Annotated in this window: 15 protein-coding genes; 7 read left to right on the top strand and 8 right to left on the bottom strand. The window is 66.2% G+C overall.

What is annotated here, in order from left to right:
* Both CLM73_RS04025 and CLM73_RS04030 read right to left on the bottom strand, forming a co-directional pair.
* Positions 1-270 carry a PAAR domain-containing protein gene (locus CLM73_RS04025; protein ID WP_105237403.1) on the bottom strand — a complete coding sequence of 90 codons (270 nt, stop codon included), beginning with the start codon at positions 268-270 and terminating at the stop codon, positions 1-3.
* A gap of 20 nt (positions 271-290) precedes the next feature.
* Positions 291-545, bottom strand: a complete 255-nt coding sequence (locus CLM73_RS04030) for a hypothetical protein (RefSeq protein ID WP_105237404.1) — start codon at positions 543-545, stop codon at positions 291-293.
* 133 nt (positions 546-678) lie between these two features.
* Between CLM73_RS04030 and tssA the strand changes: the two genes are divergently transcribed.
* Complete coding sequence (gene tssA, locus CLM73_RS04035; RefSeq protein ID WP_105237405.1) at positions 679-1,806, top strand: type VI secretion system protein TssA; 1,128 nt, start codon at positions 679-681, stop codon at positions 1,804-1,806.
* A gap of 55 nt (positions 1,807-1,861) precedes the next feature.
* Here tssA and CLM73_RS04040 read toward each other — a convergent pair whose 3' ends face one another.
* From CLM73_RS04040 to CLM73_RS04060, 5 genes are all read right to left on the bottom strand, one after another.
* Positions 1,862-2,656, bottom strand: coding sequence for an OmpA family protein (locus CLM73_RS04040; RefSeq protein WP_105237406.1), 795 nt, complete (start codon positions 2,654-2,656; stop codon positions 1,862-1,864).
* 3 nt (positions 2,657-2,659) lie between these two features.
* Complete coding sequence (gene tagF, locus CLM73_RS04045) at positions 2,660-3,643, bottom strand: type VI secretion system-associated protein TagF (RefSeq protein WP_105237407.1); 984 nt, start codon at positions 3,641-3,643, stop codon at positions 2,660-2,662.
* Positions 3,640-7,407, bottom strand: coding sequence for a type VI secretion system membrane subunit TssM (gene tssM / locus CLM73_RS04050; protein WP_105237408.1), 3,768 nt, complete (start codon positions 7,405-7,407; stop codon positions 3,640-3,642). The genes tagF and tssM overlap by 4 nt, the downstream gene beginning before the upstream one ends.
* A 64-nt stretch (positions 7,408-7,471) precedes the next feature.
* Positions 7,472-8,833 (bottom strand): hypothetical protein, encoded by a 1,362-nt coding sequence (locus CLM73_RS04055; RefSeq protein ID WP_105237409.1) that lies wholly within the window; start codon positions 8,831-8,833, stop codon positions 7,472-7,474.
* Positions 8,830-9,684, bottom strand: a complete 855-nt coding sequence (locus tag CLM73_RS04060; RefSeq protein WP_105237410.1) for a M15 family metallopeptidase — start codon at positions 9,682-9,684, stop codon at positions 8,830-8,832. Before CLM73_RS04060 ends, CLM73_RS04055 begins: the two co-directional genes overlap by 4 nt.
* A gap of 246 nt (positions 9,685-9,930) precedes the next feature.
* Here CLM73_RS04060 and CLM73_RS04065 point away from each other — a divergent pair, with 246 nt between their 5' ends.
* From CLM73_RS04065 to CLM73_RS04090, 6 genes are read left to right on the top strand one after another with little or no spacing between them, the layout of a single operon-like run.
* Positions 9,931-10,839: a hypothetical protein gene (locus CLM73_RS04065; protein ID WP_105237411.1), complete on the top strand. Its 909-nt coding sequence runs from the start codon at positions 9,931-9,933 to the stop codon at positions 10,837-10,839.
* Positions 10,840-10,896: 57 nt separating this feature from the next.
* The gene (locus CLM73_RS04070) at positions 10,897-13,773 is read left to right on the top strand and encodes a type VI secretion system Vgr family protein (protein ID WP_105237412.1); all 2,877 of its coding nucleotides are present in this window, start codon (positions 10,897-10,899) and stop codon (positions 13,771-13,773) included.
* Positions 13,770-14,759: a DUF4123 domain-containing protein gene (locus CLM73_RS04075; protein WP_234015805.1), complete on the top strand. Its 990-nt coding sequence runs from the start codon at positions 13,770-13,772 to the stop codon at positions 14,757-14,759. The genes CLM73_RS04070 and CLM73_RS04075 overlap by 4 nt, the downstream gene beginning before the upstream one ends.
* Positions 14,752-15,564 (top strand): DUF3304 domain-containing protein, encoded by an 813-nt coding sequence (locus tag CLM73_RS04080; RefSeq protein ID WP_105241376.1) that lies wholly within the window; start codon positions 14,752-14,754, stop codon positions 15,562-15,564. The genes CLM73_RS04075 and CLM73_RS04080 overlap by 8 nt, the downstream gene beginning before the upstream one ends.
* On the top strand, positions 15,565-16,347 hold the full coding sequence (locus CLM73_RS04085) for a DUF3304 domain-containing protein (RefSeq protein ID WP_105237413.1): 783 nt from the start codon (positions 15,565-15,567) through the stop codon (positions 16,345-16,347). It begins immediately after the preceding gene.
* The gene (locus CLM73_RS04090) at positions 16,337-18,643 is read left to right on the top strand and encodes a phospholipase effector Tle1 domain-containing protein (RefSeq protein WP_105237414.1); all 2,307 of its coding nucleotides are present in this window, start codon (positions 16,337-16,339) and stop codon (positions 18,641-18,643) included. Before CLM73_RS04085 ends, CLM73_RS04090 begins: the two co-directional genes overlap by 11 nt.
* A gap of 86 nt (positions 18,644-18,729) precedes the next feature.
* Here the strand turns inward: CLM73_RS04090 and CLM73_RS04095 are convergent, their stop codons facing one another.
* Positions 18,730-19,233 carry a hypothetical protein gene (locus tag CLM73_RS04095; RefSeq protein ID WP_105237415.1) on the bottom strand — a complete coding sequence of 168 codons (504 nt, stop codon included), beginning with the start codon at positions 19,231-19,233 and terminating at the stop codon, positions 18,730-18,732.
* Between the last annotated feature and the right edge of the window lie 22 nt (positions 19,234-19,255).

The following is a 19,255-nucleotide window of genomic DNA, read 5'->3' on the forward strand; positions in this document are numbered from 1 at the left end:
TCAACCATATTCCAACTGATAGAAATGCTGGCTGGCGATCAGCGTGGCGCCGCAGGAGGTGCGCATGCCTTCCAGAGCGGTGAGTCGGTCCGAGCCGACGTTCTGCACGCCTTCGACGATGGTGTGGGTGTCGCCGCATTTGGGGCAGGTGACGCGGTCGCCGACGCGGGCCATCGGCTGCCCGAAGATGACGACGGTTTCGTCGCCGGTCACGACGACGCCGCCGTGCGACGTTTTATCGCCCTTGCGGATGACGGAGCGTTGGGACATGTTGCGCGCCAAGTATGGGTTTACAGATACGTGCCGTCCGGCGCCAGCCGGGCGGGGCCGACGACGAAGGTGCCGTCTGGCGCCATGCGCACGGGACCGCCGCCGCCTTTGTAGCTGCCGTCGGGAGCGCGTTGCGGCGTGCCGGCCACGTAGGTGCCGTCCGGGGCTCGGGTGATGGGGCCTTCTCCACCGACGATGGTGCCGTCGGGCGCGCGGCGCGGGGTGCCGGCGATGAAGTGCCCGTTGGGCAACATGCGGATCGATTTCGTCGTCATGAGTGCTCCTTGGTCGGAGCGCAGATCATAACGAAGCATCGTGACGCGCTTTGTAATAGGACGTGTCATCTTTGAACGTCATGCGTAAACAGTTGTGGGATGATTTGCGCCTACTTACATATGCTCCGCGCCCATGACCGACATCAACGCCCTGTTGTTTCCGATCCCCGGCGACGCGCCTTGCGGCGTCGACCTGGTGTTTTCGCCCGAGTTCGACGCGATCCGCGAGGCGCGCCGGCATGACGATCCCCAGCTCGACCAGGGCGATTGGGTCATCGACCTGAAAGAGGCCGATTGGCCCGAGGTGGCGCGCATCTGCACCACGGTGCTGCGCGAGCGCAGCAAGGACATCCGCATCGCGTCGTGGCTGGCGGAAGCCTGGGCCAAGACGCGCGGGTTCGCGGGGCTGCGTGACGGCTATCTGCTCATCGATGGGCTGTGCCGCGACTACTGGGACGGCCTGCATCCCGTGCCGGAAGACGGCGACGTGCAGCAGCGCGTGGGCAATCTGGCCTGGCTGCTGTCGCGATCGCAGCAGCTCATCGGCGAGATTCCGCTGACCCAGGCCGATGGCGCGCGCTACGGCGCGGTGCTGTGGGAGGCGGCAAGCCAGCTGGCCAATGCCGTCAAGCGGACGCCGGACAATGCCAACGAACTCACGCGCGGCAAGCTGACGCTGGACCGCTTCGATGCCGCACGGCGCGATACGCCGCCGTCGTTCTATTCCGAGCTGGACACGCAGCTCGAAGGTTGTTCGCAGGCGCTGGCCCAGCTGGAGCGCACGCTGGACGAGCGCTTGGGCGATGAGAGCCCGGCGTTTTCCCGTGTGCGCGAGTCGCTGCGCAATGTCACGGAACTGGTGCACCGCTTTGCGCGCGATGCGGGCCTGCTGGTTCGTGCCGATCTGGCAGCCGCGCCGCCGCCCGCGGCGCCCGCGCCCGCCGTTCCTGTTCGAGTGGAGCCCACCTTGCCCCCCGCCGATCACTTTCCCGCCGTCGATACGCCCGCGCATGGAACCGCGCCTGCCGCCGTGCGCGGACCCATCCAGACCCGCGAACAGGCGCTGGCGCAATTGCGCGAGGTGGCCGATTTCTTCCGCCGCACCGAGCCGCACAGCCCGGTCGCCTACCTGGCCGACAAGGCCGCAAGCTGGGGCGAGATGTCGTTGCACCTGTGGCTGCGCACGGTGGTCAAGAACGACGAGGCCCTGTCGGGCCTGGAAGAACTGCTTGGCATCAAGAAGGCCGGCGAGGGCAACTGAGGCCGCCCGCGGCGCGCCGCCTTAGCGCGGCCCCATGCGCGGCCTCAGCGCCGCCCTAGCGCGCCGCGCGGAATTCGATACGCCGGTTCTTGGCGCGGCCTTCCGGCGTGGCGTTGGTGGCCACCGGCTGGTCGGGGCCGGCGCCCATGGCCTCAAAGCGCGAGGTCGGCAATCCCTTATCGACCAGATAGTCCCGCACCGCGTCCGCGCGCGCCTGGCTGAGCGCCAGGTTGGTGCTGCGGCTGCCTGAACTGTCGGTGTGGCCGATGATCTGGATCTTGTCGGCGCGCAGTTTCGGCACCGCATCTGCTACCCGGTCCAGCAATTCGCGGCCACGTGCGGTCAGGCGCGTGCTTCCCGTTTCGAACTCCACCACGCGATTGCTCAGCAGGTTGTCCAGCACGTCCTGCTCGTCCTTGTCGGCCGACACGCGCAGGCCGTTGACGATCTTGTAGGTGGGATTGAGCGAGGTCGCGAAGGTGCTGGCGATCTGCTGGCGCGAGGCTTCATTGTCCACCTCGCCGCGCAGCCGGATCTGCGTGCCGTCGATCTCCAGCTGTCCACGGTTGATCTGCTTGAGCGGACTGTCCAGCAGCTTGCCGACGTGTTGCGACCAGTTCGGCGGGGCGACCACGCCGCCCACGTCGATGCGATCGATCACGTTGCCCACGCCATATACCTTTTGCAGCCGCTGCAGCACGTCGGCCTTGGTGGCCTCGTCGGGCACCGCGCCGCTGGCGACCACCTGACCGGGTTGGGGAATGACATTGGCGGGAACGACCGTCGCCGCGTCCTGGGCATGCGCCGCCCAGGAGCAGGCCGCGGCCAGGACCAGAGTGAGTGTGCGCATGTCCTAGGCTCCGATGAAGACTTCGCGGTAGGTCTCCAGCGCCTGGCGCAGGGACAGCCGCTGTTGATCCAGATAGCTCGACAGCTTGGCCAGACCGTGGCTGGCGCTGACGTGGTCGCGCACCCAGGGGGCGGCGTCCAGCATGATGTAGTGCTGCGACAGCGTCTGCGGCGTCGACAGCAGGGTCGCCAGCGTCTGCGGCGACGCGCCGCGAAAGCCCACCACCAGCCGATGCTTGCCCGCGATATGGCCGATGAACATGGCGATCTCGAAGTCGGCGCGGTTCAGGAAGGGCGCGATCAGCGTCATCCAGTACGTCGCCACCAGGTTGATGTAGAGCGGGTCGTCGGGCAGCGGCAGCGCCAGACCGGTGTCCAGCTGCGACGAGCCGCTGGACATGACCGGCGTCAGCAGGATGCCCAGCGCCAGCACGATGTCGTGCATGCTGGCGGCGTGGCCGTTGCTGCGCAGCATCGCCTCGACGCGCTCGAGCGTCTGCAGGTCGATGAAGGCGTCGAAGCCGTCGTCGGCCGCAGTGCGAATCTCGCCTTCCAGGCCGTTCAGTGTCTGCAGCGCGGCGGCGGGGTCGCCTTCCTGCATGAGCTGCGAGGCGGCAGCCCCCATGCGGTTCCACATCCGGCTGAACGCCAGCGGGCTGCGCGCAATGAAGTCCAGCGGGCGCGACACTTCCACAGAGGTTGCGCTGATGAACGGGAAGCGCCGCCCTGACTGATCGCGGCTGGGCTGCAGATGACCCGCGATAGCCAGCTTGCCACGCGAACCCAGCACCGCGAAGGGCACCGGCTGCGCCTCGTCGTACAGCGTCTTCCAATGCGGATCCTGCGCCAGGATCTCCATGGTGTTGGCGACCCAGGCGTCCAGCGTCGCCATCAGCTGCGGGTGCGAGGTGTTCTTGACGAAGTCGCCACGCGAGGGAATCTTGCCGAAGTAGGCCGTGCGGAAAATGGGGGACTGCGGATTGCTCATTGCTGCACTCCGGCAGCCGTCGAGGCGACGGAAGGTTGAGGGGAAGCGCCCGCGACCGTGGCGGGCAGGCGCAGGTTGCGCAGGCCCTGGCTGCCGGGCTCGGCGCCGCCAGCGCTGGCCGCCTGGGTATTGCTGATGATGCGCAGCCGGACCGGCACGGTGATGTTGGACTTGGACCAGCTCATCTCGAAGCTGCCGTCCTGATTGGGCTTACGCTGGGCGCCCGAGATCAGGCGTTCCAGGCCGAAGCGGCCGGGCTCGTTCACGATCTCGACCACGGTGCCGTCGAAGGCGGTGGCCGTGATGCGCGCGCCGGGCGCGCCCTGGGCATTGGGCCACACGAAGTTGACCCATTGCGGCGGCGTGTTGCGGTAGCGCAGTTGCTGGCCGTCGATCTCGATCGTGTACTCGGTGACCCCACCTGCGGGCTTGGGCTGGATCTGGAACAGCGTCTGCGGCTGGCTGGCCGCGCCCGATCCGGCCGCGCCGCCCGACAGCGGCGCCACCCATTGCGCGAAGTTCGCGGTGAACGACGGCTGCAGGTCGATGCCCATGTCGCCCCACGTGCGGGCCGTGAGGATGTCGCCGCGCCGCACCGTGAGCGGTCCCAGCGTTTCGTTGACGTACTTGGCGATGCTGCCCTGCGGGCCGAAGACCTGCGCGATCTCTTCGCTGCTGGCCTCGATGCCGGCCTTGGTCGAGAACGGATACTTCTCGGCCAGGTTCTGCGAGAAGCCCTGATAGACCTGCGCGTTCCAGACCTTGTTCAGCTCGGTCTGCGCGGGTTGCATGGCGACGGCGTAGCCCTGGATCAGCGGGCGCACCAGCAGCGGGCGCAGCGTCTCGCGCTGTGCCGGCGTCAGGCCGGCGAGCATCTGCTCGTCCACCAGCTTGAGCGCGTCCGCCAGTTCGGAGTCCTTGCCTTCCAGCGTCTGGCGCATCAGCAGCAGGGCGCCCGGGCCGGGATCGCCCTGGTTGTTGATCAGGTTGAACCGCGTCCGGATCTTGGACAGGGCGTTCATGTAATTGCCCAGCAGCGACTGGTTGTCGCGTTGGACCACCAGGCGCGCCACGTCGGAGAACTCGCGGCCCACCGGACCCATCGGGATCTGTTCGCCGCCGGGCGCCGCCTCGGTCGGCTTGGGCTGGCCCTGGCGCAGGATCACGCGCTTGAACCAGGCGACCACGCCCGTCTGCGCCTGCGTGATGCCGGTGTTGATCAGCGACGGGTTGTCCCACGAGGTCTGTTCATACGTGGTGTTGATGAGCTTGACCAGCGGCGAGTTCTGCGGATCGCCCAGGCGGTTCATGCCTTGCACCGCCTGATCGAAACTGGTGAAGGGCTTGATGGTGACCCCGCGCAGCATCTTCTGCCATTCCTGGGCGTACTCGGTCTTGTACATCGTGGCCAGGCTCTTCTGGATCTGCTCGGGGCTGCCTTCCAGCGTGAGATCGTCGCGCGCGTTCACGCCCAGCACCCAGTCGCTGGTCTGCACCTCGCGGCGCGCGGCTTCGCCGATGGCCGGCTCGATGTATTGCTCCCAGGCCTCGCGCGTGAACGTGCCGGGCACGGCATAGCTGCCGGCCACGACCGCGGCATCTGCCTCGCCCATGATGCGGGCGACGGTCATCGCGGGGAAGCGCGTGGCGGCGCGCGCCTTCAGCGTGGCGTAGGCCCGTTCGCGCGCCGGCATTCCCTGCATCACGCTGCGCAGGTTGCCGCGCGTGCGTTCCACCATGGCCAGATTGGTTTCGATCTGCGGCCAGTCCGCATCGGCGGCGCGCGCCACATAGAACGAGATCAGGCGCTCGGCGCTGCGGATCAACTGGTCGCGCGGCATGGCGCCCCGGTTGGTCTCCAGCCAACCGCGCCAGAACCGGGTGATCTGATCGGACAGATGCGTGGGATCCACGTGTTCGCGGTTCGCCATCATCAGGTACGTCTTGAGCGCGTTGTAAGCGTCGTCGACGTTGGTGGGCGAGGCGTCCTGGAACAGCGTGTTGCCGGCATTGGCGCCCACCGGCTGAGCCTGGGGCGGCGGCGCCGTACGCGCCGCGCCATCCGCGGCCGCCTGCGACACGTCCACGCGGCCCAGATACTCTTCCAGGCTGGCCTTCACCGGCACCAGCATGAACTGGCGCAGGCCGTTGTAGTACTCGGCCAGCAGGCGCTGCTTGAGCACGTCGCCCTGGTACAGACCCAGCCCCAGCGACAGCGGTCGGCTCGTTGCGTAGCGGTCCAGCTGCTCGATGCGATCCTGCAGGATCTCCATCGCTTCCAGGCGGCTTTGCAGATCGGTGCGCTCGCTTTGCAGGCGCACCACCTTGTCCAGATCCGCCTGCACGTTGCTGGCCAGTTGCCGGTTGCCCAGATACGACCAGCTCCAGCCGCCCAGCACCAATCCCAGCGCCAGCACCAGACCGAAGAAGGTCAGGTAGCGCATGCGCACCTTGTTGGGGCTTGCGTGCTGGCGGACCAGTTTCTTGTCGGCAAAGATGACGTTGGAGAACAGGTCGCGCAGGAAGAATCCGTTGTGCGACGTCACGCTGCGCGCCGCTTCGCGCGAGGCCGGCCGCAGGCCGAAGCGCGCCGCGAGCTTGTCGGTGGACGTGCTGCGCGAGGCGCCTTCCTGCAAGGCGCTGGTGAAGTAGAAGCCGCGGAATACCGGCTTGTACTGGAACGGGTTCGTCTCGAACAGCGTGGACAGGAAGGTGCGCAGCGCCGGCTTGATGCCTGCGAATTCCAGCGGGAAGGTCAACAGCCCCGGGGGCAGGTCGCCGCTGCGCCGCAGCGAGATCTGGGCGGTGCCCATTTCCTTCAGGCCTTCGTACAGCTCGTCGAAGCGCTCATCGAACTGGGTCAGCACATCGCGGCTTTCGTCGGCGCCGTACGGCAGCGTTGCGCCCCAGACGCGGTCGCGCTCGCGCGCATCGGCATCGGCGAAGAATTCGGAAAAGCCCGCGATCAGGTCGGCCTTCGTGAAGATCACGTAGACCGGCGCAAACACTTCCAGCCGGTCCGTCAGTTCCTGCACGCGCTGGCGCAGATTCTTGGCCAGGTTGATGGCGAATTCCGGGCCCGAGTCCGTCAGCTCGCTGATGCTGGCCGCCACGATGATGCCGTTGATCGGCGCCTTGGGGCGATGCCGCTTGAGCAGGTCCAGAAAGCTCATCCACTCGTTGCGGTCTTCTTCGTGCACCGAGTAGCGGCCGGCGGTGTCCAGCAGGATGCCTTCAGTGGTGAAGAACCAGTCGCAATTGCGGGTGCCACCCACGCCGCGCACGGCGGCGCCGTTCTTGTCGGCAAACGGGAACTGCAGACCCGAATTGATGACGGCGCTGCTCTTGCCCGCCGCGGGGTTGCCGATGACGATGTACCAGGGCAACTCGTACAGCGCCTCGTTGCCGGAGGTCTGGCCGATCTTGGAGGTCTTGATGGTGCGGACTGCCTGCGTCAGGCGGGTTCGCAGCGCCTCGATTTCGCTGCGGTTGGCGGCGGGGCTGGCCGCCGCGCCCGTCTGCACCTGCTGTTCCAGCATGTCGCCCAACTGCTGGTTGGCCCGCCGCGTGCGGCGACGGCGCCAGAGATAGACGCACAGCCACAGAAGCAGCAGTACGCCCAGCGCCGCGCCGGCCCAGGTCATGGCGATCTGCATCGTATCGGCGAACAGGAACAGGAACACAATCAGCGCGATCAGGCCGATGACCATGAACGTGCGCGGATTGGCGAATACGCGTCCGCTCCAATAGCGGAAGTCGCTCATGGCGCTGGAAAATCGAGAAAGCAATCCTGATGGGCTACGCATGGTTTTCGCTTGTTGTTTTGGGTCAGGCGGTGGCGCCGGCGGCCGGTCGGGCCACCAGCGCGGCGGCGCGCAATGCGGGGTCTTGCAGGGTAAGGGTCAGCACGGGCTGGTCGAACTGCAGGCAGGTTTCACAGGCAACGGCCAGCGTCAGCAGCGAGGCCGCCGCGCCCGTGTGGCCGCAGGCCATGCCGACGGCCTGGCAGTCCTTGCCGGCATCCAGGTGGGCAAACACCTGCGATGCCACGTTCAGCGGCTCAAGCGGGCGGGCGCCGCGGTGATCGCCATCGCTGACGATGTGGCTGACGGCGCCGGGCTCCACGGCGGCGGCTTGCAGCAGGTCGCGCGCCAGGTCCACCAGCGGCGCTTCGGCCTGGGCGCCGCGCGCGTCGGCTGATTTCTGCCGTTGCAGCATCGGCGACAGCGTGACGTGAAATTCGGCCTGCGCATCGCGCGGCGCCAGCAGCAGGCCGGCGGCGGCTTCGCCCGGGACACGGCCCTGCGGATTGGCGTGCGTCAGCAGCGTGGCCAGGCCGTCCCAATGGGCGACCTGCTCGGCGTCGATATAACCATCTCCGGCCAGCACGATGCGCCATTGCGGTTCGGCGTTGGTGTCAACGGGCTCGGCGGCGATCTGGCGCAGCAGGTGGTCGGCGGCCATGCCGTCGCGCGCGGGATGTTCGGTGGCGTGGATGCGGGCATCGGGCCAAGCTGCCGCAGCCGACCGCACTGCCGCGAGCGCGCGGTGGCGCGCCGCTTCGGACCATGCCGCGGGCATTACCACGTCGACATGCAGGCGGGGCCAGTCCGCTTCGCGTGCAGGCACGTCCAGCTCGGTGGCGCGCGCGTGCGCTTCATGGGTCAGCGCCTGTGCGACATCGGCCAGCATGGCCGTCACCCGCAGCGTGGCGATGGCCAAGGCGTCAGCGGGCGCGCCCCGGTCCCGCGCGGCGGCATACAGCGCCATGTCGTCCATGCCGGCGACACGTGCGGCGAAAATCGGAAAGCCCTGGGGTGACTTCAGTTCCGCATCCAGCTCGGGCCGCTTCTGCTCGGCCAGCGCTTCGGCGATCGCCGCGACACCCTCGCCCGGCGCGGCGCGCGCGGCAACCGCGATCAGCCGCAGCGCGGCGGGCCGGGCCGGCGCGTCAGATTGCGTTTCCGTCTGCGCCTGGGCGGGCGCCGCTTTGGGCGCACGGGCGGCCCGCACCATGCGCGCGCCGATCCAGATCGCGGCCAGGATGGCCAGCGGCAACGCGAACAGGTACAAGCCGATGTCCACGCCGGTGGGCAGCGTGCGCGACTCCTGCCACCAGATGATGACGGCCAGCCACACCACGGCGAACAGGGCCAGAACAAGCCCGCCTTTCTTCAGCACGCGAATCATTGTTTCGCGGCCTCCCGAGCGCGTTGCATGACGCCTGGGCGGCGCAGCTCCACGTGGCCGAAGTCCATCATCTTCCAGCGTCCGCCCCAGGTCAGGCCGACGAGCTCGGCCGTCTCGCCGAACAGCTCATAGCCGCGCATGGCCCAGGGGTCCTTTTCGGAGATCACGATCTTGCCGTCGCGATAGAACGCGCTGTCCGCGGCCAGACCAAACTGGTGATAGCTCTGGAAGGCGCCGGCGTTCGTCACGTGCGACCCCATGCCTGCCAGTTCGTCCTGCCGCTCGGGGCTGCGGTAGCCCTCGATCAGCGTCATTTCATAGCCGTGCTGTTCGCGCATGATGCGATAGGCCAGCAACAGCCGCTGGCGGAAGTCGGCATCCAGCAGATCCCAGTTCCGGCTTGCGCCGCCCAGTTTCGGACGCACCTGTTCGACCTCGCGCGTGGTGAACGCTTCGGGGGGCAGGGCGGCGGGCGGAACCAGTCTTTCGCCCTCCAGCAATGCCTGGATTCGGCGGTCCGGACCGCTGGTTGAGGCGCTGTAAACGAATGTGTGATTGTGTCGCATCAAGAAAGCAAACAGTGACGGAAGCAATACAACTGTCAGCCCGATTGCGACCTGCCACCGATACCTTCCGACCCACTCGAACGAGGCGCCGAACCCCTTTCGGATCGCGCCGGCCGTGCCGCCCACGGCGCCGCCGGCCTGGTTCGCGCCACGCGTCGCGCCCCGTGCCACGCCCGCTACGCAGGCGCGCATCCCCCGCACCGCGCCTTGGCGCAGTGCAGGAAAAAACAGGAGAGCGGAGACGCCCACCGCCAGTAAGAAATACAGGGGCAGAAGCAACAACAAGGCAGGTCCCTCATGTGAAGGCGTAATCTTTTGTTTTATCCGCGCATGAGGCAAGTGATCCGGCGTTGCAAACCGCGTCTGAGGCTTAGAAATCGTAACAAGAAACGGTGTCTGAAAGGGGTCGATCAGGTATTCTCGGCGGGCTTGGTTACAGGGGGGCTGCACACGCCTCCTGCTGACACGGGAACCCGCATGGCAGAAGAGAAAGAACAAGCTCGCCCTACGACGACCGCGCCGAGTCTGCTGATGGCCTCGACTGCTGCGCGTGGCGAGGCCGACTCGCCGCGAATCCTGGCCGCATTGGAAGGACGCGCGCCGGAAGCCGAGGTCAAACACATGGCAACGCCGCGCAGCTCGCGCGCGCGGCGCTGGACTGCGCTGGCCCTGGTGCTGTTGTTATTGGCGGGCGGCATCGTCTGGGTAATACATGAAGACGACGCTGCGTCGATGATGGCGCAGGCGCCCGCGCCGGTGTCCGCGCCGGTGCCCGCGCCTGCGACCCCGCTGCAGCAAGCCGCTGCGTCGCCGACGCCCGCCTCGGGCGGCAACCCGCTCGGCGCATTAGAAAAAACACCTGATGTCGCCACGATCATTGACGAAGCGCCGCCTGCGCGCGACGCGGACGTGGGCCGCGGCGAGCCCGAACCACTAGGCGAGCCGGCCAATCCCTTGTCCGTGCTGGCGATGACGCCGTCATCGAGTCCCGCAACTACATCTTCGCTCGCAGCCGCACCGGCGCCGGGCCCTACGCGACAGGCCGCGGAGCGGCTCGCGCAACGGGACGATGCGTCGGGCGCCGATGCGTCGGGCGCCGCTGCGTCGGGCGCCGGTGCGTCGGGCGCCGCCGCGCCGCGCACCGTGAAGTCCGCGCCCGCTGCGCCGCGCAAAAGCGCCAAGACCGGCGATAAGGATGCCGCGCTGTTGTCGGCGCTGATGGACTACGGATTGCCGCCAGCATCGCCGCCCGGCACGCGGGTCTACAAATCGGATGGTGTGTTCATCCGCGAGATGCCGGGTTCGCCGTTGTCGGAGCGGCTGAAGGAATGCCGCCGCTTGAGCTTCATCGCGGGCGAGCAATGCCGCCTGCGCGTGTGCGCGGGCCAATGGGGCACCGCACCGGAATGCCCGACCCCGCAGGCCAATATCGAACCTTGAATTCTTCCCGGCTCGACGATGCCGGTGTCGCCCACGTTCCCATGAGGTTTTTCTTCCATGGCTGTCAACGCTAGCAACGGCAGTTTCAGCGCCGAGTCCCGTCTTTTCCGGCTTGATGGCGAGGGCGCGATGTCGTCCCTGCAGGTCGAAGGCTGGGTCGCGCGCGAAGGCCTGTCCTCGCTGAGCGAAATGCGCGTGGTGGCGCTGGCCGAAGATGCCTCGCTGGATCTGAACGACATGGTGTCGCGGCCCGCCACGCTGTGGAGCACGCGCGCCGATGGCACCGAGGCCGGCCGCAGCGGCGTGGTGCGTGCGGCTGAGATGCTGGGCGGCAATGCGGGCATGGCGCGCTACCGCCTGACGCTCGCGCCCTGGCTGTGGCTCGCCACGCAGCGCCGCGACAGCCGCATCTATGAGAACCAGCCGGTGCTGGACATCGTGCGCCATGTGCTGGACAGCTATGAAGGCTATACCTACAAGGTGGCCTCGGATGTGGAGGACCAACTGGCCGGCCTGCCGGCGCGGACCTACACCACGCAGTACCGCGAAACCGATTACGCCTTTCTGTCGCGCCTGCTCGCGGAAGCCGGGCTGGGGTGGACCACGGTCGAAGACGACAGCGCGCCGTCGCGCCACGCCGTGCTGATCTTCGCCGACAGCCGCAGCCTGGCCGAAGACACGGAATCCGCCGGCGCGGGCGTACGTTTCCAGCGCGCGCATGCAAGCGAATCGCGCGACGGTGTGCAGGCCATTGCGCGCCGCATGCGCCGGACCGTGGAGAAAGTGACGGTGCTGGCATGGCATGAAAGCGGCAAGCACGCCATCACCGGGCAGGCCTTGGCCGGCCCCGCTGGCGGTTCCGCGGACGAGAGCGCGGGGCTGGAATGGTTTGAGCCGCTGGGACACGGCGGGCTTCTGAATCAGGCGCATGCGCAGTTTCAGGCGAATCTGCTGATGCAGGCCGCGCAGGCCAGCGCCGAGACCTTTGTCGGCCGCGGCACGGTGCGCACCTTCCGCTCGGGCACGCGCTTCACGCTGCAGGAGATGTCGCCGCTGGGGCCTTCTGGCGAGGCCGGGTTTGAGCCGAACTTCGCGCTGGATCGCGTGGAGCACGCGGGCGTGAACAACCTGCCCGGACAGAACGACGCCAGCCTGGCCGATCGGCTGGGCGCCCTGGACGACTTTCTGTGCTTTGAAGACGAGGCCGAGGACGACGGCCACGCATCGCAGGGCGATGCCGATATCGGTGAAGGACGCCCCGAGGCGGCCGTGATGGCGCGCGCACACGAGGTCGGCTACGCCAACCGGTTCTGCGCCGTGCGCTGCGACCGCCCGTGGCGCGCCTTGCCCGCTGCGGCACGCGGCGCCAGGTTGGCGGGCGCACCGTCCGCCGTTGGCGTCCACACCGCCATCGTCACCAATGCCGAAGGCGCGACCGAGGCCAGCGGTGAAGACGAGATTCACCGCAACGCACGTGGCGACGTGCGTGTGCGCTTCCACTGGCAATCCGACGGCGAGGGCCTGGCGAAAAGCCGATGGGCGCGCGTGGCGCAGCGCCAGGCCGGCGCGGGCATGGGCATGAGCTTCGTGCCGCGCATCGGGCAGGAAGTGCTGGTTAGATTCCTGGACGAAGACATCGATCAGCCTCTCGTCGTGGGCGCGCTTTACAACGGTCGCGGCGAGGGCGGGATTCCGTCCACGCCCGGCGGCAAGGCGGGCGAGCCGATCAACACCGAGGTGTACGCGGCGGCCATCGATGGCAAGCCCAGCGCGCAGGCAAACCTGGCCAGCGGCAACGCGCCGGCCTGGCATGGCGCGGCAGGCGGCGACGACCAGCACCGCAACGCGGCCGCGTTGAGCGGCCTCAAGAGCAAGGAATTCGGCGGCGACGGGTACAACCAGATCGTGTTCGATGACAGCGATGGCCAGTTGCGCATGCAGATCAAGTCTTCGCAAGCGGCCAGCGAATTGAACCTTGGTCATCTGATCCACCAGAGCGGCAACTATCGCGGCAACGTGCGCGGCGTGGGCGCGGAACTGCGCACCGATGCGTATGGCGCCGTGCGGGGCGGGAGCGGCGTGCTGCTGACCACCTATACCGCCGCGGGCAGCGAGCCCGCGGGCGATTCGGCGGGACCGTTGGCGCTGGCCGGGCAGGCCGACATCATGGCGCAGTCGTTCGACGGCGTGATCGGCGCCCATCAGGGCGTTCGGCTGGCCTCGGCGCGCGGTACGGCCTCGGCGGGCACGAGCCGGTTGGATGGCGAGCGCGCGCCGCTGGCCGCCATGACGCACGCGGTGTCGGGCACCGTGGCGGGCGAGGCGGTGGGCGGGGCCGCCGGCGACGCGTCGGCCAAGCACACCGAAGTCGTCGACGGCAAGGTGCCGCACCTGACCGATCCGCTGGTGTTGATGGCGGGACGCGCGGGGTTGACGCAGGCGGCGGGGCGCAATGTTCAGGTGGCGGCCGGCGAACTCGTGCATTGGTCGTCGGGACAGGACCACAACCTCGCCGTCATCGGCTCGCTGCGCGTGCACACCGGCCAGGCGCTGGGCATCGTGGCCGGCGTGCAGACGGGCGGCGCGGAGTCTGGCCTGGATCTCATCGCCGGCACCGGCGAGGTCGATGTCATTTCGCAGCACGACACGCTGACCGTGCAGGCGCAACAGGACCTGCGCATGGTCAGCGCCAACGCGGGCATCGAGTACGCGTCGCCGCAGCGCATCCGCATCGCCAACGCGGCGGGCGCGAGCATCGTGATCGAAGGCGGCAACATCACCGTGACGGCGCCGGGGCGCATCGACGTCAAGACCGGCAACAAGCAGTTCGCCGGGCCGACGCAGATGCCGTATCCGTTCCCGCAGTTCACCGTCTGCAAGACCTGCATTCTTGACGCTCAGGAAAGCGTGCAGTCCATCACCGACAAGGCATGACGGCGATGCAATATTCCTGGCAGGACGCGCTGCTGTCCACGTTCGCCGAATTGCCCCATCACCGCGGTCCGTATGGCGAGGCCGCGCGCGCTTACGTAATCGTCGACTTCCGCGGCCATCCGGACCTGCTGGCGCGGTTGACGGCCACCGAAGACCTGAGCTTCGGGTCGGTGTGGGCGCAGACCGGATTGGACATCTACGGCGACGTGGCGCCGCTATTGATCGAAGTGGACGGCGCCTCGCAAGGCGTGCTGCGCGGGCCGCGCCATGGGGATTTCAGCACCGTGCTGGTGCGCGTGCTGGAAGCGCTGCATGAGCGTTCAGGCGGCCGCTACGCGATGATGAGCTTCGCGTCGGCCGTGCCGCTGGAGAAGCTGATCGCACACTTCGGCCCGTTCTGCGACTACGCCTTGCCGGACGCCAGCGAGTTCTTCCTGCATTGGTATGACAGCCGCATCCTGGCGCGCGTGTTGCAGGTCTGGACGCCCGAGCAGCGGGCGCGCTTCGCCGGGCCGTTCGTCACGCTGCGCTATGCGCTGCGCGACGGCACGCTGGCTGAATTGCCGGGCGCGGGCAGGCTGCCCGCCGCGCGGCCGGAAGGTATCGAACCATTCACGCCCGAACAGCACCAGATGCTGTTCGACCTGGACTACCCCGACAAGCTGGCGGTGCAGTTGCGCCGGCTGTATTCAGACATGCTGCCCGGCAACCCCGATCAGGACGCGCTGGTGCCACGGGTGCAGGCGCAATTGGAACGTGCCCGCGCGCACGGCGTTGCGGGGGATAAGGACATGTTCGACTACGTTGCCTGGGGCGTTGCGATCTCGCCGCGCTTCGATGAGCATCCGGCGATCGCCGACGGGTTGCGTGCGTATCGGGCGGGCGCCGAGGGCGGGCTGGCGAAAGCGCTGGAAGGCGTGCCGGATGCGGTGTGGGATGCGGTGCAGGCGCAGCACCGGGCGGGCCGGGATGGCGGCAATGCGTAAAGCACTGGTCGGCGTGCTGCTGTGGCTTGGCCTGTTGACCGGCAGCAACGCCGAGCCCACCTATCAAGGGGTGAGCTTCATTACGTATAACTACACACCATGGAACCTGGAGCCCGTTCGCATCAGCGATGCATCGGGTCGCGTGGCAAGTTCCAGCACGCTTCCATCGGGCGGCGGCGAGGGAAGCGTGTCTTGCTGCTATACGTTTTCCGGTACGGAATTCAACGTGAAATGGCGCGGAGGCGATCCCGACCTGCTCCGCAAGCACTTGTTTGATGACAAGTTCGACGATGTGCTCTTCAAGAAGGAAACGACGGTGCACTTCCCCGCGACGAAAGTGCCCGAGGGGGATGGAACGCTGATTCTGGAGTTGCACATCTATCCGGATGAGCACATGGAACTTGCCTTGAGCCGAAAGTTGCGCGGGCAAGTCAGAATTCCAATCGTCGATACCGCTCGCTGGTTGTATGGGAAATACCGTGACGAGCTTGTGGGGTACGAGAGCGCAGGTTATCTGGCCAACGAAGTTGCCAGGGTCACAAAACAGGCGTGGATGTCTTATCGGCTTGAAGACGGGCAGGACTTGCGCGCGTACATGTATCTCCATTTCATCGTGGCCTCGAACTTCGACCAGGACGCGCAAATAGCGGCCCTCTTGAAGGACGCGGCCCGAACGCCTGGCGCATTTGGCGACGCGGTGATGTCGTTGCCGGCAGAGAGGATTGCGCAGTTGAAGGCGGCGGGTGCACCACGTGGAGATAAGCGTGTCAAAAGTGGGTATGGCGGGACAACTCGGGAGCAATGAATGCGTAAGGGTCTGATTGGGGTACTGCTGTGGCTGGGCCTGTTGGCGGGGTGCAATGGCGAACCCACGTACCAGGGCGTGAGCTTCATCGCGTACAACTACACGCCCTGGAATCTGGAGCCGGTTCGGCTCAGTGACAAGTCGGGCAACGTGGTCAGTTCAAGTACGTTGGTGCCGGGTGGCGGCGAGGGACGGGTTTCCTGCTGCTACACATTCAAAGGGACCGACTTTACGGTGAAGTGGAGCGGAGGAGACCCTGAGTTGCTTCGCAAACATCTGTTGGACGACAAGTTCGACGAATTGATGTTCAAGAAGGAAACACAGGTGCATTTTCCCGCCACCAAGGCGCCCGACGGCGATGGCACGCTTTATCTGGAATTGCATATTTATCCTGACGAGCATATGGAGCTCGCGCTGAGTCGCAATCTGACAGGACAAGTCAGAATTCCAATCGTGGAAACCACGCGATGGCTGTACGGGAAGTACGGCGCCGAGTTGGCCGGATACGAAAACGCGACCCAGTTGAAGCATGTTCTTGCAAAGGTCACCAGGCAGGCCTGGATGCGGTATCGCATCGAAGACCCCGAGGACATGCGCGGCTACATGTATCTCTACTTCGTCGTGGCCTCGGATTTCGACAAGCATGCCGAGATCGCCAAACTCTTGAAAGATTCAAATCGCAAGCCGGGTGACTTCGGCCGTGCCGTGTTTTCCCTGCCGGGCGAAAAGATTGCACAGATCAAGGCGTCCGGTACGCCTCCTGGAGAGAAGAATGTCCAGTGATCAGATTCCTGACGTCGACAGAACGCCCGCTTCAGTCCTGAAGGCCATGGCGGCCAATGAGGCTGCCTATCCCAAGGATTCCTGCACCGAGTGCGGTATCACGTTGCGTATGGGATTCTTCTTCGATGGCTTCGGGCGGAACAAGGATCTCGATGAGGCGAATCCGACGTTCCTGTCGAATGTGAGCAGGCTGTGGATGGCCCACTTCAGCGAAGACGACGAAAACAGGCCAAACAAGCAGCACTGGTTTCCGTTCTACTATTCCGGCCTTGGCGTCGAGCTGAACGAGAGCGCAAAGGCCGACGTCGTTGTTCGCGCGCTGACGATTGCAGGCGGGAAAGTGGCCGACAAGGCGATCTCCAGTGCGCAGGACGCGGCAAAGAACATTACGCGTCTTGATGAAGTGCCAGATGTGGATGCCGCAGGGCGCGCAAAGTCGGCTGTCAAGCAATCCATCAAGGATGGGTCCTTCCACCCCATGGTGAAGGCGTACAAGGACGTCGTCAAAGACGTCCAGTCGCTTCCCGAGAAGACGGTAAGAATCTGGAATGCCCTGGACCCAGAGCGAATCCGCAATCGCACAAAGGCCACTGTTCGCGGCTTCTGGTCGGACTTCAAGAAAAACCCATTGAAGGTTGCCTGGACTGCCGGAAAGAACGCTGCCAAAGCCACGTTGCTGGAAGGCGTGCCGGTCGTTCGGGACAATGCCGCCGTCGCCGAATTGATGGGAACGGGCGTTGACACGCGCCTGGACGCGGCCAGGCGTCAGTTCGAGGAAGCCTATCAGAAGGCAAACGCTGGCACGGAAAAAGTCGTGCGTATCGAGATCAGCGTGTTTGGCGCGGATCGCGGCGGGGTGATCGCTAAGCAATTCATCAACGATATCGTCAAAAAGTACAAGCGCCGCCACGACACGGACCTGGCCATCCTGGGAAAGGACGGTGCGCCGGACGCGAAAATCGTTATCCGATTCCTGGGGCTGTTCGACAGCGTCGCTTCCATCATGGAAGAAAACTGGTTCCTTGAGGTCATTCCCTTCACGGACCTGATCAAACAGACGCACAAGGACCGCACGCTGACCGTACCCGCAGCCGTGGAGAAAGCCGTGCATTTCGCCGCGGCGCATGAACTGCGCCGCAATCAGCGGCTGGATTCCCTGGAAAAGACGCGTGGCCTGCAGTACCTCTATCCGGGCTCGAGCGGGGATGTGACCGGCGTGGCCCCGGAGGGCTCGCTGGGCACTCGTGCGTCGCTATCCAGGGTTCCATTGCGCGAGATGATGAACCTGGCGCTCGCCCATGGCGCTGCGTTGTACAGCATGGAAAGCCTGGCGTCCCGGGACCCGGTGCTTTACCGGATGCTGAGCCTGGCCGGCTCGATCGAAGACGAAGGCCAGACCTATCACGTCCAGGAACTGGTCGACGCCTACCGGGAGATCGTCAAATACGAACCCGGCTGCGATTTCGCGCCGCACATGGAAGTTTTCCTGCGCTGGCTGGCCGTGCGGTATCAGGACCCCGTGTTTCGCGCCGGGATGTCGGACCCCGCGGAGGCGTGGATCCAGGACCGGGACTTCTTCACCCCGGAACAGGAGCTTGCGGAAGAGCGCAGGCGTTTGAGCATGCTTTCGCGGGAGGAGCTTGCCAAGCCCGAGACGACGGCGCGCGCGCGCGAACTCGAAGCGCTTGCAAACGAGCGCCGTGAGCGCGCCGATGCCAGCCGGGGCGAAGCGCCGCCGCAGCGCTTCCTGCCGTTGTGGGAGCGTCTGGAAGCAGAGTACAAGGGCCTGGAAGAAGCCGAGCGCCAGGATGCGGCGACGGAGCAGCGGCGCCTGGACATGGAGCGCAACCATCCCGAACAGCTTCGCACCATGGAACGGTGGGAGCAGGATGCGATCGCCATGGAAAACATGCGGCTTGGCAGAAAGCCGGGTGACGCCGATTATGTTCAGTCGCTGCCGGACCCCTTTGCCGATATGAAGGCCGATCGCGCGATGCAGCAGCGCCTGCTGACCGCCTGGCGCGACGCGCGCGACGGGAAGACGCAGTTGCCGTCCAAGGTGATGACCCTGTTCGACTGGCTGGTGCATGACGCGATGCTGAGCAGTTGGCCGGACCATCTGCTCGCCAGCACCCGGATGTATTTCCGTGTGCGCGACAAGGACGTGTTCGGCAAGACCGATGCGAAGGCCGAGATGGATCAGCGCGCCAAGGATATGCAAAACGCTGAAAGGGTGGAGGCGATGGCCGCTCGCAACGAGCAGAACATCCAGCAGATGACACCCGCGCGGCCCTGAACGGCGGCGTGGTGGTGATGGACAGACGGCCCTGCAGAGCAGGGCCGTCTTCGTTTGTCTGGCGGGTGCTTCTATCCGGCCGGCTTTTACTTCTGGCCGTCTTCGACCTCGATGGTCACCGTGTTCGATCTCACGTCCTCGGCCTCGATGTAGACCTCGTACGTGGCCGGTGTGGGCGGCAGGTGCAGCACGCCGGCCATGTCGGTGGTGAAGCGCGTTTCCACCGTCATGCCCGGGGGCAGGGCCATCTTCGGGGGGCGAGGGCCGCCTTCCCTGGGGTCGGCGGACACGTTGGGCAACTTGGGACGCACGTAGTTGAACGCGACACCGCGGTAGACCTTGCCGGTGCGCGTATCCTTCGCCACGAAGCGCGGCAGTTGCGGGTTGTCGATGACGGGCAGGATGCCGCGCGCGCAGATGGGAATCGTCAGGGTGTTGCCGTCGCGGATCTTCACGCGCGAGGGCGCGGCGATGCGCATCTGCGCGTCGTAGCCTTGCAGCGGCGGCATGCAGGCGTGTTCCTGCTGCGAGTGCGCGGGCACCGAGGCAAAGGAGGCGGGCTCGATCCAGTCGGTTGTCATGATGGGCATGTCGATGTCGTGTCAGAGGGCG

This window comes from Achromobacter spanius (genome assembly GCF_002966795.1).
Taxonomy (GTDB): domain Bacteria; phylum Pseudomonadota; class Gammaproteobacteria; order Burkholderiales; family Burkholderiaceae_B; genus Achromobacter; species Achromobacter spanius_D.

Bases quoted from the DNA above. Each gene is read 5' to 3' on its own strand.
- CLM73_RS04065 (WP_105237411.1), top strand. From the start codon at position 9,931: ATGGCCTCGACTGCTGCGCGTGGCGAGGCCGACTCGCCGCGAATCCTG.
- tagF (WP_105237407.1), bottom strand. From the start codon at position 3,643: ATGAGCAATCCGCAGTCCCCCATTTTCCGCACGGCCTACTTCGGCAAG.
- CLM73_RS04090 (WP_105237414.1), top strand. From the start codon at position 16,337: ATGTCCAGTGATCAGATTCCTGACGTCGACAGAACGCCCGCTTCAGTC.
- CLM73_RS04030 (WP_105237404.1), bottom strand. From the start codon at position 545: ATGACGACGAAATCGATCCGCATGTTGCCCAACGGGCACTTCATCGCC.
- CLM73_RS04080 (WP_105241376.1), top strand. From the start codon at position 14,752: ATGCGTAAAGCACTGGTCGGCGTGCTGCTGTGGCTTGGCCTGTTGACC.
- CLM73_RS04095 (WP_105237415.1), bottom strand. From the start codon at position 19,233: ATGCCCATCATGACAACCGACTGGATCGAGCCCGCCTCCTTTGCCTCG.
- CLM73_RS04040 (WP_105237406.1), bottom strand. From the start codon at position 2,656: ATGCGCACACTCACTCTGGTCCTGGCCGCGGCCTGCTCCTGGGCGGCG.
- CLM73_RS04085 (WP_105237413.1), top strand. From the start codon at position 15,565: ATGCGTAAGGGTCTGATTGGGGTACTGCTGTGGCTGGGCCTGTTGGCG.
- tssM (WP_105237408.1), bottom strand. From the start codon at position 7,407: ATGAGCGACTTCCGCTATTGGAGCGGACGCGTATTCGCCAATCCGCGC.
- CLM73_RS04025 (WP_105237403.1), bottom strand. From the start codon at position 270: ATGTCCCAACGCTCCGTCATCCGCAAGGGCGATAAAACGTCGCACGGC.
- CLM73_RS04055 (WP_105237409.1), bottom strand. From the start codon at position 8,833: ATGATTCGCGTGCTGAAGAAAGGCGGGCTTGTTCTGGCCCTGTTCGCC.
- CLM73_RS04070 (WP_105237412.1), top strand. From the start codon at position 10,897: ATGGCTGTCAACGCTAGCAACGGCAGTTTCAGCGCCGAGTCCCGTCTT.
- tssA (WP_105237405.1), top strand. From the start codon at position 679: ATGACCGACATCAACGCCCTGTTGTTTCCGATCCCCGGCGACGCGCCT.
- CLM73_RS04075 (WP_234015805.1), top strand. From the start codon at position 13,770: ATGACGGCGATGCAATATTCCTGGCAGGACGCGCTGCTGTCCACGTTC.